The sequence below is a fragment of the Pseudomonas sp. 05N434 genome (assembly GCF_056396965.1).
The window spans coordinates 1-12,560 of record NZ_JBFTMK010000244.1; the positions used below are offsets into that span (position 1 = coordinate 1).

Below are 12,560 nucleotides of genomic sequence, written 5' to 3' on the forward strand. Positions count from 1 at the left end.
GGTAGATGATGATCAGCGGAATACCCATCTGGGTCACGTTGATCCCCAGGTTGTATTGCTGATTGAGGAACGGCGGCAGCCAGTACAGGTAGAACCAGAACACCGGCGCGGTGATCGAGTAGGCGAGGGCGAAGGCCCAGGTGCCACGCATGCGCAGGATTCGCGAGAACGGTACGCGGGATTGTTCCGGTTCGACTTCCTTCTGGATGTAGTCCAGTTCCGATTGTTTAACGCTCGGGTGATCTTCCGGGTTGAAGTACTTCAGGCCCCAGAACAGCAACCAGATGCCACCCAGCGCCGCCATGCACAGGAACGCTGCCTGCCAGCCCCAGGCGTGAAGAATCAGTGGCAGCAGCATCGGTGTGAACATCGCACCGACGTTGGTCCCGGCGTTGAAAATACCGGTGGCCACGGCGCGCTCGCCAGCCGGGAACCACAACCGGGTGGTTTTCACGCAGGCCGGGTAGTTGGCGGCTTCGGTCAGACCGAGAATGAACCGGCAGACCATGAAACCCGCCGCCGAAGTGGCCAGGCCATGAGCGCCGGTGGCCAGGCTCCAGAGCAGTACCGCGAAGAAGAACACGCGCTTCACGCCGACCCGGTCGATCAACCGGCCTTGCAGCACGAAACCGACGGCGTAGCCGACCTGGAACCAGAAGTTGATGTTGGCGTAGTCCATCGCCGTCCAGCTCAGTTCCTTGGCCAGGATCGGCTGCATGACGCCCAGGGCGGCACGGTCGATGTAGTTCAGGGTGGTGGCGAAAAATACCAGCGCCAGCATTCCCCAGCGGGTTTTGCCGACGGCCATGGCGCCGCGGATTTTGTCGCCGATGCCGCCAGTAGCGACGCTTTGGGCCGAAGCCACGCGAGAGCTTTGAGAAGGAAACATGTGTGTGCCATCCGTTCAATGACTGACAAGCGAGGCTTGTCGGGACTTCAAGGGCGCGTGATCAATCGATGGCGACGGGCGCGGGTGAGATTGATCGGCTGAGGTGTTTTCGTCAGGCGACGACAACGTTTTATTCAGCGAGCGGCGCAGTTCGGCCGAGTGGGCGCAAGGTTCGGATGGACACCAGGTCTGGCGTGAGATCGGTGGAGCAAGCAAACAAGGCGTTGAATGAGCGCATGAGCGTGTACCCGTTTTTTGAAATTTTTATGTGGTGTTCAGGGTCTTTGGTAACCGAGTCCATGGGGTCGTGACCGGACTCAATGTGGTGTCGATGGTGCGCAGTGGACGAAAAATCGTCAATTCGCCAACCGCCATTGTGTTCGATAATCGCCCGCAAAACTAACCGGGTAGTACACTTTGAATTGCTGTGCGGATTCGTCAAGCCAATAATTTGCCCAACAAGAATGTCCCCACCACCGGGAGTCGACACATGCAGCGTTCCATTGCCACCGTTTCCTTGAGCGGTACCCTGCCGGAAAAACTAGAAGCCATCGCCGCCGCCGGTTTTGACGGGGTGGAAATTTTCGAGAACGACCTTCTCTACTACGACGGCAGCCCTCGGGAAATCAGGCAGATGTGCGCTGATCTCGGGATAGCGATCACACTGTTCCAACCCTTTCGGGATTTCGAAGGTTGCCGCCGCGATCGCCTGCCGCGCAATCTGGAGCGGGCCGAGCGCAAGTTCGATTTGATGCAAGAGCTGGGCACCGACCTGGTGCTGGTGTGCAGCAACGCCTCGGCCGACTCCATCGGCGATGAGCAGATCCTGGTCGACGACTTGCGCCTGCTCGCCGAACGGGCCGGCGCTCGTGGTTTGCGGATCGGTTACGAAGCGCTGGCCTGGGGCCGCCACGTGAACACGTATCAACAGGTGTGGAACATCGTTCGCCAGGCCGATCATCCGAACCTCGGCGTGTTGCTGGACAGTTTCCATACGCTGTCGCTCAAGGGCGACCCGACGGCGATCGCCGAGATTCCCGGTGACAAGATCTTCTTCGTGCAAATGGCCGATGCACCGATCCTGGCCATGGACGTGCTGGAGTGGAGCCGGCATTTCCGTTGTTTCCCCGGCCAGGGCGAGTTCGATCTGCCGGGGTTCCTCGCGCCGATCATCAAGAGCGGCTATACAGGCCCGCTGTCGCTGGAGATCTTCAACGACGGTTTCCGCGCCGCGCCACCCCGGGCCAACGCCGCCGACGGCTTGCGTTCGTTGCTGTACCTGGAAGAGAAAACCCGCGAGCGTCTGGAGCAGGAAGCCACGCCTGTGGCCAATCGCGACATTCTGTTCGATACCCCAGGCGCCAGCGAATACAACGGCATCGAGTTTCTTGAGTTCGCCGTGGACGAAAGCCTCGGCGCGAAGTTGTCCCATTGGCTGGAGCGGCTGGGTTTCGTCAAGGCCRGGCAACACCGCTCCAAGAGTGTCAGCCTGTTGCGTCAGGGCGATATCAACCTGATCCTCAACTCCGAACCTTATTCCTTCGCCCACAGTTTTTTCGAGGCCCATGGGCCATCGCTGTGCGCCACCGCCGTGCGGGTCAAGGACAGCGCCAGTGCGTTGGCCCGAGCCGTGGCTTACAAAGGCCAGCCGTATCGCGGGCTGGTAGGCCCCAATGAACTGGAACTCGCCGCCGTGCGTGCGCCGGACGGCAGTCTGATTTACCTGGTGGACCAGGACGCCGACGTCTATGGCACCGACTTCAATCTGCAACCGGCGGCCGTGGCCAGCGGAGGCCTCAAGCGCATCGACCACATGGCCATGGCACTGCCCGCCGACAGCCTCGACAGCTGGGTGTTGTTCTATAAAAGCCTGCTGGATTTCGAAGCCGACGATGAAGTGGTGCTGCCCGACCCGTATGGTCTGGTGAAGAGCCGTGCCTTGCGCAGCCGTTGCAGTTCGATCCGCCTGCCGCTGAACATTTCCGAGAATCGCAACACCGCGATCTCACACGCACTGTCGAGTTATCGCGGTTCCGGTGTGCATCACATCGCTTTCGATTGCGACGACATCTTTGCCGAAGTCAGCCGTGCCAAGGAGGCGGGCGTGCCGCTGCTGGATATCCCGCTCAACTACTACGATGACCTCGCCGCGCGCTTCGATTTCGACGACGAGTTCCTCAGCGAGCTGGCGTATTTCAACGTGCTCTACGACCGTGATGCCCAAGGTGGCGAGCTGTTTCACGTGTACACCGAGCCGTTCGAAGGGCGGTTTTTCTTTGAAATCATCCAGCGCAAAAACGGCTATGCGGGGTACGGCGCGGCCAACGTAGCCGTGCGACTGGCGGCCATGGCCAAATCCCGAAGTGGTGGCGTACGTCAGACAAAGTTGTAGGAAAATCGTAAACACGGGTACAAAACCGCTGCCGCGTGGCTTCCTTCACTGTGCGCAGCGGCCCATAATCGCCTACTTGTGCAGTGATGGCCGTGAGCCCGCAATGACAATAATTTCAAAACTCTCCGTAGCGCCCGAAAAGCCAATTGCCGAGCCTCGCAAGAGTCGCAAGAACAACCCGGAAAAAACCCGCGAGAACATCCTTCAAGAGGCCATTGTCGAGTTCGTCCAGCAGGGGCTTTCCGGTGCGCGCGTCGATGCGATCGCCGAGCGCATCCACACCTCCAAACGCATGATCTATTACTACTTCGGCAGTAAGGAACAGCTCTACGTCGAGGTGCTGGAAAAACTCTACGGAGATATCCGCAGCACCGAAAGTCGCTTGCACCTGGCCGAGCTGGCGCCGGTGGAGGCGATTCGGCGGTTGGTGGAATTCACCTTCGACCACCATGATCGCAACGTTGATTTCGTGCGTATCGTCTGCATCGAGAACATTCACAACGCTGAGTATGTGAAGCGCTCCGATGCGATCAAGGCGATGAACAACACCATCCTCGATTCACTGGGCGAGATTTTGCGTCGCKGGGCCGCAGAGGGTGTATTCCGCGCCGGCCTCGATCCGCTGGATGTGCACCTGCTGATCAGTTCGTTTTGCTTCTATCGCGTGTCGAACCGTCATACCTTTGGTGAGATCTTTCAGATCGACTTGCCGGACGAAAGTATCAAGCAGCGTCATCGGGAGATGATCTGCGAGTCGGTGTTGCGGTATCTGCAGGCCTGACGCCTTCGCAGGCAAGCCTCGCTCCTACGGACGATGCTTGCCTGCGAAGCTTTTCAACCATTCATGCTCTGAAAATGCTCCAGCATCCGCTGGGCATCCGGCACCACGCCGCTGAATAATTCAAACGCCTTCACCGCCTGAAACACCGCCATGTTGCCGCCGTCCAGGGTTCGGCAACCCAGCGCGCGAGCATTGCGTAGCAGTTCGGTTTCCAGCGGGAAGTAAACGATCTCCGCCACCCACAACTGCGGCCGAAGTAGTTCTACCGGCACCGGCATGCCAGGCAGCTTTTTCATGCCCATGGGCGTGGTATTCACCAGTCCATCAGCCTGACCCAGCGTCCCCGGCAAGTCATGACCGGCCACGGCGCGGCCAAAACCGAAATGCTGATTGAGGTTGTCCGCCAAAGACTGAGCCCGGCTGTGATCCACATCGAAAATGCTCAGCAGTTGTACGCCTTCGCTCAATAACGCGTGGGCCACCGCTGCGCCTGCGCCACCGGCGCCCATTTGCACCACTCGCTCACGGGCAACGTCCTGCAGGCCGCGACGAAACCCTTCGGCGAAGCCCAGGCAATCGGTGTTGTGGCCGATGCGTTTCCCGTCCTTCAACACCACCGTGTTCACCGCGCCAATGCCGCGGGCTTCCGGAGACAATTCGTCGAGCAACGGGATGATTGTCTGCTTGCACGGAAAGGTGATGTTCAGCCCGGTGAAATTCATCCGCTCGGCGGCCATCAGCAGGTCGGGCAGGGCGCCGCTGTCGAGTTTCAGCTGATCCAGGTCGATCAGTCGATACAGGTAGCGCAGACCCTGCGCATCGCCTTCGTGCTCGTGCAGCGCCGGAGTGCGGGAAGCCTGAATGCCGGCGCCGATCAGCCCGGCCAAYACCACGGTGTTCTGTGTCATCACGCTTAACCTTTCAAACGTTGGCTGAAATGCTCCAGCGCCAAACGATAGCCGTGGCTGCCGAAACCGCACATCACCGCCGTGGCGATGGACGAGACAAAGGAGTGATGCCGGAAGGGTTCGCGGGCATGGACGTTGGACAGGTGCACTTCGATCACGGGCAGTTCGCTGGCGACCAGCGCATCGCGAATGGCGACCGAGGTGTGGGTCCAGGCAGCCGGATTGATGACGATCCCGGCGCAGCGGCCACGGGCGGCATGAATCCAGTCGAGCAGTTCGCCTTCATGGTTGGTCTGGCGAAACTCCACCTTCAGGCCGAACTCTTCGGCGGCGCGACCGCACAGCGCTGAAATATCCGCCAGGGTTTCGTGGCCATAAGTCGCCGGTTCACGGGTACCGAGCAGGTTCAGGTTCGGGCCGTTGAGCACCAGAACGATAGGGGACATCGGGTCTCTCCACTTATTATTGTTGGCATTGGCCGAGGGTCTCAGCCTGTGGAGATAAATTGTACTAACTGGTTAATAAGGTCAATTGTMGAGGCGCCGGCCCTGGATTATCTGTGCGGTGATCGAACATTCAGCGCGGAAGACGCTCAACCAGAAAATCGATAAACGCCCTGAGCCGCAACGGCACATGGCGGCTTTGCGGATACAGCAAAGTGAAGGGGCGGGAGCGCCCGCCATAGGGCTTGAGCACTTCCACCAGCGAGCCATCCGCCAGTTCGTTTTCGACGATGAAGCGATAGGTTTGAAACAGCCCGGCGCCGTGTTTCGCCAGCGTCACGCCGCCCAATACATCATCGGAACAGCAGTAATTACCTTCGGCCAAAATCTCCAGCGGCACGCCGTTATCGTTGAACAGCCAGGCAATCCGCCGCCCGCTGCTGGGTAGCTCGAACTGGATGCATTCGTGGTGCGCCAGGTCGTCCAGGGTTTGTGGCATGCCGGCACGCTTCAGATAGTCAGGGCTGGCGATCATCACCAGCGCGGCGTCTTCCAGTGGCCGGGCAATCAGTCCGGAGTCGGGAATCGCCCGCACACGGATGGCCATGTCATAGCCTTCGCCGACGAAATCGATGTTGCGATTGCTGATGTGCACCTCGACATTCACGGCGGGAAAACGCGCCCGGAACGCCGGCAGCAGCGGCAGGATGCGGTGGTGGGCATAGGTGGTGGGAATGCTGATACGCAAGGTGCCGGAGGGTTCCTGCTGTTGGCCCATGACTTCGCGCTGAGCCTCGACCAGTTGCGCAAGGGCCAGGCGACACTCCTCAAAATAGCGCCGGCCACTGTCGGTCAGCTTGACGCTGCGGGTGGTACGCGCGAATAGCCGCACACCCAGACGTTCTTCCATCCGCGACACCGAGCGGCTGACCGCGGCCGGGGTCACACCCGCCACCAGGGCCGCGGCGGTAAAGCTGCCCGCTTCGGCGGCCAGGCAAAACAGTTCGATGCTGCCGAGCTGAAGATCGTCGAAATGTCGCTGCATGATTGATTACACCAAGAATCAAATGGGATGCCTGAGGTGGTATTTATCAAATGCAGGCGTACAAATACAGGATTCGTTTCAACCACCAGCGCCGTTGAGTTCATCACCGGCCAGATATTGGCAGTGAAAGGATTGCTTACTCTTTTTTGCCCTGATTGGCAGGGGACGGTCGACCTGAAACGCTAGGCTCAAACGTGGTCAGCTGATCGAACGGTTAGCGCCAGTTATCGGGTTTTTCAAGGAATGGCGAATCTTCGGATTCTATAACCTAACGGATGGGTTAGCATGAATGTATGCCGCTACAAGGGATTGTCACTGGTAGTCATGTTGCGTGACGAGCATTGCTCACCACACGTTCACGTCGATGGAGGCACATGGAGCGCACGCTTTCGGTTCAGCTTCTGGCACAACGGCGTAGAGCTCTGGGATGTCATTCCTCATTCGCATCGACCTCCTCTGGCCATGCTGGAGGGGTTACGCCAGGCGCTCAGGCAACCTGCCCATTTGCGGCGAGCCCGTGGCATCTGGTGGAGCAAATTGCAGACGGCCTGCCTCGACAATCAGTTATGGGATTGGCAGGGCAATGAAGAGCGGTGTGTTGTTGCCAGTGAAAAACTATCCAGAGTTCGATGGTTTTGAGACCGAGGATTTCGCCGGTTTGAAAATCGGTTTCGCCGGAGCCGCGCTTTGCCATGAAGGCAAGGACCTGCAGGTGTCCATCGCCGGTTTGATTTCGGCGAGCAAACCGCTGATGGATATGGCGGCCTCGGTGATCGCCTCGCGCAATGGTCGTCTGAGCAGCGCCGCCAAAGCCGAGGCAGCTCGGGCCAACGGCAAGAAGGGCGGTCGCCCACGCAAGGTCGATACGGCTCTTTGATCGCCCACAAAAAAGCCGTCCCAGGGACGGCTGATTTGTAGGGGGAAGCAATCAACGMCGGGTCARCARCACWCCGGATTCCATGTGATGGGTCCACGGGAACTGGTCGAACATCGCGCATTGAGTAATGCGGTGAGTGTCGTTCAGTTGGGCGATGTTGGCCGCGAGGGTTTCCGGGTTGCAGGAAATGTAGAGGATGTTGTCGAAGCGCCGGGTCAGTTCGCAAGTATCCGGGTCCATGCCGGCGCGGGGCGGATCGACGAACACGCTACCGAACTCGTAGCTCTTGAGGTCGATGCCGTGCAGGCGACGGAACGGGCGAACTTCGTTCAGGGCTTCGGTCAATTCTTCGGCAGACAAACGCACCAGCGTGACGTTATCCACCGCGTTTTCGCTCAGGTTGCTGAGCGCTGCGTTGACCGAGGTCTTGCTGATTTCGGTGGCCAGCACTTTGCGCACGCGCGTAGCGAGCGGCAAAGTGAAGTTGCCGTTGCCGCAATACAGCTCCAGCAAGTCGTCGGAACGATCGCCAAGGGCGTCATACGCCCAGTTGAGCATCTTCTGGTTCACCGTGCCGTTGGGTTGGGTGAACGCGCCTTCCGGCTGGCGATAGCTGAAGGTGCGGCCGCCGACTTCAAGTTGCTCGACCACGTAATCGTGACCGATCACTTCGCGTTTGCCCTTCGAGCGACCGATGATGCTGACGTTCAGGTCGGCTGCCAGCTTCGACGCCGCCGCGTGCCAGTGCTCGTCCAGCGGGCGGTGGTAGCACAGGGTGATCATCGCATCGCCGGCCAGCGTGGTCAGGAACTCCACTTGGAACAGTTTGTGGCTCAGGGCTGCACTCGCTTGCCACGCCGCCTTGAGCTGCGGCATCAACTGGTTGATGCGCAGGCTTGCGATCGGGAACTCTTCGATCAGGATCGGCGTGCGTTTGTCTTCCTGGGAAAACATTGCGTAGTGGCGCTCGCCGGCTTCACGCCACAGGCGGAATTCGGCACGCAGGCGGAAGTTTTTCAGCGGCGAATCGAACACCGCAGGCTCGGGCGCACCGAACGGGGCCAGCAGATCACGCAGGCGCGTGACCTTTTCTTCGAGCTGAACGGCGTAGGCCTGGGAATCAAAAGTCATGCGTTGAACCAACCTAACTTGATCACGAACAGAATCGACAGAACCACCAACGCCGAGTTCAGCTCACGGCCACGGCCGGACAGCAACTTGATGGCGGTCCAGGAAATGAATCCGAACGCGATGCCGTTGGCGATGGAGTAAGTGAATGGCATAGCCAGCGCGGTGACTACCACTGGCGCGGCAACGGTGATGTCGTCCCAGTCTATTTCCGCCAGCCCCGAGGTCATCAATACGGCGACGAACAGCAAGGCAGGTGCGGTGGCGAAGGCCGGTACGCTGGCGGCCAGTGGTGCGAAGAACAGCGCCAGCAGGAACAGAATCGCCACCACGACGGCGGTCAGGCCGGTGCGGCCACCGGCACTCACGCCGGCTGCGGATTCGATATAGCTGGTGGTAGTCGAGGTGCCCAGCAACGAGCCGGCCATGGCCGCGGTGCTGTCGGCGATCAGGGCACGACCCATTTTCGGCATGTGGCCGTCCTTGCCCATCAGGCCGGCGCGCTTGGCGACGCCGATCAGGGTGCCGGAGTTGTCGAACAGATCGACAAAGAGGAACGCGAAGATCACGCTGACCAGACCGATGTCCAGTGCGCCTTTGATGTCCAGTTGCAGGAAGGTCGGTGCCAGCGACGGTGGCATCGACATCACGCCGCCGAACGGGCTGAAGCCCAGCAGGATGGAAACGATGGTCACCGACAGAATGCCGATCAGCACCGCACCGCGCACTTTCAGGGCCTCCAGGGCAACGATCAGGGCAAAGCCCAGGGTTGCGAGGATCGGCGCCGGTTGCTTCAGGTCGCCGAGGCCGACCATGGTCGCCGGGTTGCTGACGACGATGCCGGCGTTGTGCAGGGCGATCAGTGCCAGGAACAGGCCGATGCCGGCGGCAATCGCCGAACGTAGCGCCAACGGGATGCTGTTGATGATCCATTCACGGATGCGGAAGATCGACAGCAGGAAAAACATCACCGCCGAGAGGAACACCGCACCCAGCGCCACTTGCCAGGTGTGGCCCATGTGCAGGACCACGGTGTAGGTGAAGAAGGCGTTCAGGCCCATGCCCGGTGCCAGGGCGATCGGGTAGTTGGCGATCAGGCCCATGGTCGTCGAGCCGATGGCGGCTGCCAGACAGGTGGCGACAAACACCGCGCCTTTGTCCATGCCGGTCTCGCCGAGGATGCTCGGGTTGACGAACAGAATGTAGGCCATGGCCAAAAAGGTCGTGACGCCCGCCAGAATCTCGGTCCGCACGTTGGTGTTGTGTGCCTTGAGTTGAAACAGCCTTTCCAGCATGTCTGCTCCCCGTGGCGCGCCCGGCGCCGTGAATGTATCGACCTCAACAGCAAAGCACAGACCGCCGTAGGCGCCTGGGAATTTTCTGTGGGTCGGAAAAAGCCGCGCATCATACCAGCAGCGTGGAGCCATGGCTGCTTATGGCTGCGATCGTCGTCGATGTTTTGCCAAAAAGGGAACTGCGCCATACTGCGCGCTGTTTTTTTAGGGCAGGGAAGGGCGGAATATGAAGTACATGAGCACGCGCGTGGTTGCCGTATTCACGATGTTGATCGCGTTGTTCCTGGGTGCCCAAACCGCCTCGGCAGCGTCGGCTCCACCACTGAGTCAGGTCAAGGTGCTCAAGGTCGAGTCGCCCAACTGTGGCTTTGAAGATATTGCGGACAAGCAGGAGCAGACCCGTTGCGATCACCAGGGGCCGAACATCAAGGTGTACGTGCTGGAAGTCGGTTACGGTCGCGAAGCCCATGTTGCCCTGGACGGTTTCGAAGTGGATGGCACCCGGACCCCTGTCTGTGCTTTTGATACCGGCAACCTGACCGAGTGCTCAGCCGGGAAAAAAACTGTCGGCTATCTGTACATCTTCAACCTGGCAGGCAAGCAGGACGGCATCTTCACATTCAGCAACACCTCCATCAACGCGCCGGGCAACACGATGTCGACGCAGCTTTACATCAAGTAACGGCCAGGCTCGAACAAGGGGCAGGAAAGCTGACTACGCTTTAAAGATCATTCTCTGGACCGCGCCCATGACCTTTAGAGCCCTGATTACCCTCGCCGAGGGCATCGACGATCTGCAAACCGTGACCCTGATCGATGTTCTGCGCCGCGCCAAGGTTGAAGTGGTGGWGGCCAGTATCGAGTCGCGGCGCATGCTGACCTGCGCTCGCGGCACCCGCCTGACCGCCGATGCGATGCTGGTCGATTTGCTGGCCCAACCCTTCGACTTGATCGTTTTGCCCGGCGGCGCCGTGGGGGCGCAGCATTTGGCGGCCCACCAACCCCTGCAACAATTGATCAAGGACCAGGTCGCCGCCGGGCGCTTGTTCGCCGGCATTGCCGAAGCGCCGGCGCTGGCGCTGCAGACTTTTGGCGTGCTGCGTCAGCGGCGCATGACGTGCCTGCCTTCCGTCAGCCATCAATTGTCGGGCTGCAACTTCGTCGATCAACCGGTGGTGGTCGATGGCAACTGCATCACCGCCCAGGGTTCGGGCGCCGCACTGGAGTTTGCGCTGACGCTGGTGGAGCAACTCTGCGGCAAAGCCACGCGGTCGGCGGTGGCGGGGGAATTGCTGGTGTAGAAGACGGCTTCAGGCCCTGACCTCTTCCACTGGCACATGCATGCGGTCGCGGTTGGCCAGGGTCGGGAACAGTCTGACCCAGGCCCCGGTCACTATCAGTGTGCCGATGCCGCCCATCACCACGGCCGGTACGGTGCCGAACCAGTGGGCCGTCAAGCCAGACTCGAATTCGCCGAGCTGATTCGAAGCACCGATGAACAAGCCATTCACGGCACTGACCCGGCCGCGCATCTCGTCCGGGGTTTCCAGCTGCACGAACGAGGCGCGGATCACCATGCTGATCATGTCTGCCGCGCCTAAAACCACCAACACAGCGAGAGAGAACCAGAACGAAGTCGACAGGCCGAAAGCGATGGTCGCCACGCCGAATACACCCACGGCGGTAAACATCACCCGTCCGACGTTGCGTTCCACGGCAAATCGCGCCAGAAACAGCGACATCAGCAGTGCGCCCACCGCCGGGGCCGAACGCAGCAGGCCCAGACCCCAAGGGCCGGTCAGCAGAATATCTTTGGCGAACACCGGCAGCAGCGCAGTCGCGCCACCCAGCAAGACGGCAAACAGATCCAGGGAAATCGCCCCGAGAATATCCGGACGGCTGCGAATGAAGCGGATGCCTGCGAGCAGCGAATCCAGGGTTGCCTTGCCCTTGTTCAACGGTGTCTGCCGAGCCGGTAGGTTAAGCATCAGCGCACAGGCGATGAGGTAGAGGATCACCGTCGGGCCATACACCCAGACGCTGCCGAAGGCGTAAAGCAAACCGCCCAGCGCCGGGGCAACGATGGTGGCCGATTGCTGCGCAGATTGCGCGGCAGCAACCGCGCGCGGGAATAAGGCACTGGGCACGATGCTCGGCAGCAAGGCCTGGGTGGTTGGCATCTCGAAGGAGCGGGCGGCGCCGAGCAGGAATGCGAGGATGAAGATCATCTCCCGGGTGACTTGGTCAGTCGCGCTGCCGATGGCCAGCGACAGGGCGATCAGCGCTTGCACGGACTGACAGATCGCCGCGACCTTGCGCCGGTCATAGCGATCCGCCACATGCCCGGTGTGCAGCATGAACAACACCCGCGGGGCAAATTCCACCAGACCCACCAGACCCAGATCGAGCACGTTGCCGGTCAGTTGATACAGATTCCAGCCGATGGCCACGGTCAGCATTTGAAAACCGCTGGCGGTAAATACCCGAGCCAGCCAGAACGCAATAAAAGGGCGGTGATGACGTAACAGCAGGGGCGCTTGGCTGGGCATCTGAAGGCAAGTCTGGGTGAGGGGAAGGGCGAGATTATCACCAACCTGTAACCAGGAGTTGCGAGCACGGAAAATTTAGTTAGCTAGACACCGATCTCTCAGAACATACAAATTCCCTGTGGCGAAGGAGCTTGCTCCCGCTGGGATGCGAAGCAGCCCCGAACCTGCTACCCCACACCACAGGCACATCGCGTTACCCGATTTTACGACTGCTGCGCAGCCGAGCGGGAGCAAGCTCCCTCGCCACAGGGAA

General features: G+C 60.2%; 12 protein-coding genes. 5 read left to right on the forward strand and 7 right to left on the reverse strand.

What is annotated here, in order from left to right; translation table 11 throughout:
* A partial coding sequence (locus tag AC1DLB_RS16460; RefSeq protein WP_477785289.1) for an MFS transporter occupies positions 1-889 on the reverse strand: 889 nt, incomplete at its 3' end.
* Positions 890-1,379: 490 nt separating this feature from the next.
* On the opposite strand from AC1DLB_RS16460, the gene quiC reads away from it, so the two are divergent.
* Both quiC and AC1DLB_RS16470 read left to right on the forward strand, forming a co-directional pair.
* On the forward strand, positions 1,380-3,281 hold the full coding sequence (gene quiC, locus AC1DLB_RS16465) for a 3-dehydroshikimate dehydratase QuiC (protein WP_477785290.1): 1,902 nt from the start codon (positions 1,380-1,382) through the stop codon (positions 3,279-3,281).
* 103 nt (positions 3,282-3,384) lie between these two features.
* Entirely contained in the window at positions 3,385-4,062 is a 678-nt protein-coding gene (locus tag AC1DLB_RS16470; RefSeq protein ID WP_477785291.1) for a TetR/AcrR family transcriptional regulator, read from the forward strand.
* Positions 4,063-4,115: 53 nt separating this feature from the next.
* On the opposite strand, the gene AC1DLB_RS16475 is transcribed toward AC1DLB_RS16470, so the two are convergent.
* The 3 genes from AC1DLB_RS16475 to AC1DLB_RS16485 all read right to left on the reverse strand — a co-directional run bounded on the left by AC1DLB_RS16475 (position 4,116) and on the right by AC1DLB_RS16485 (position 6,458).
* Positions 4,116-4,970: a shikimate dehydrogenase gene (locus tag AC1DLB_RS16475; protein WP_018925804.1), complete on the reverse strand. Its 855-nt coding sequence runs from the start codon at positions 4,968-4,970 to the stop codon at positions 4,116-4,118.
* Between the two features lie 5 nt (positions 4,971-4,975).
* Positions 4,976-5,416 carry a type II 3-dehydroquinate dehydratase gene (gene aroQ, locus AC1DLB_RS16480; RefSeq protein WP_007937291.1) on the reverse strand — a complete coding sequence of 147 codons (441 nt, stop codon included), beginning with the start codon at positions 5,414-5,416 and terminating at the stop codon, positions 4,976-4,978.
* A gap of 130 nt (positions 5,417-5,546) precedes the next feature.
* Entirely contained in the window at positions 5,547-6,458 is a 912-nt protein-coding gene (locus AC1DLB_RS16485; RefSeq protein ID WP_477743858.1) for a LysR family transcriptional regulator, read from the reverse strand.
* A 427-nt stretch (positions 6,459-6,885) separates the two neighbouring features.
* Between AC1DLB_RS16485 and AC1DLB_RS16490 the strand changes: the two genes are divergently transcribed.
* Complete coding sequence (locus tag AC1DLB_RS16490; RefSeq protein WP_477785292.1) at positions 6,886-7,335, forward strand: hypothetical protein; 450 nt, start codon at positions 6,886-6,888, stop codon at positions 7,333-7,335.
* A 51-nt stretch (positions 7,336-7,386) separates the two neighbouring features.
* Here the strand turns inward: AC1DLB_RS16490 and trmA are convergent, their stop codons facing one another.
* On the reverse strand, positions 7,387-8,466 hold the full coding sequence (gene trmA / locus AC1DLB_RS16495) for a tRNA (uridine(54)-C5)-methyltransferase TrmA (protein ID WP_064620515.1): 1,080 nt from the start codon (positions 8,464-8,466) through the stop codon (positions 7,387-7,389).
* Complete coding sequence (locus AC1DLB_RS16500; protein ID WP_018925809.1) at positions 8,463-9,758, reverse strand: NCS2 family permease; 1,296 nt, start codon at positions 9,756-9,758, stop codon at positions 8,463-8,465. Before AC1DLB_RS16500 ends, trmA begins: the two co-directional genes overlap by 4 nt.
* Positions 9,759-9,993: 235 nt before the next feature.
* Here AC1DLB_RS16500 and AC1DLB_RS16505 point away from each other — a divergent pair, with 235 nt between their 5' ends.
* Positions 9,994-10,440: a DUF4879 domain-containing protein gene (locus tag AC1DLB_RS16505; RefSeq protein WP_167331177.1), complete on the forward strand. Its 447-nt coding sequence runs from the start codon at positions 9,994-9,996 to the stop codon at positions 10,438-10,440.
* A 67-nt stretch (positions 10,441-10,507) separates the two neighbouring features.
* The gene (locus tag AC1DLB_RS16510; protein ID WP_477785293.1) at positions 10,508-11,059 is read left to right on the forward strand and encodes a DJ-1 family glyoxalase III; all 552 of its coding nucleotides are present in this window, start codon (positions 10,508-10,510) and stop codon (positions 11,057-11,059) included.
* 9 nt (positions 11,060-11,068) lie between these two features.
* Here the strand turns inward: AC1DLB_RS16510 and AC1DLB_RS16515 are convergent, their stop codons facing one another.
* Entirely contained in the window at positions 11,069-12,307 is a 1,239-nt protein-coding gene (locus tag AC1DLB_RS16515; RefSeq protein WP_477743861.1) for an MFS transporter, read from the reverse strand.
* Positions 12,308-12,560 lie beyond the last annotated feature (253 nt).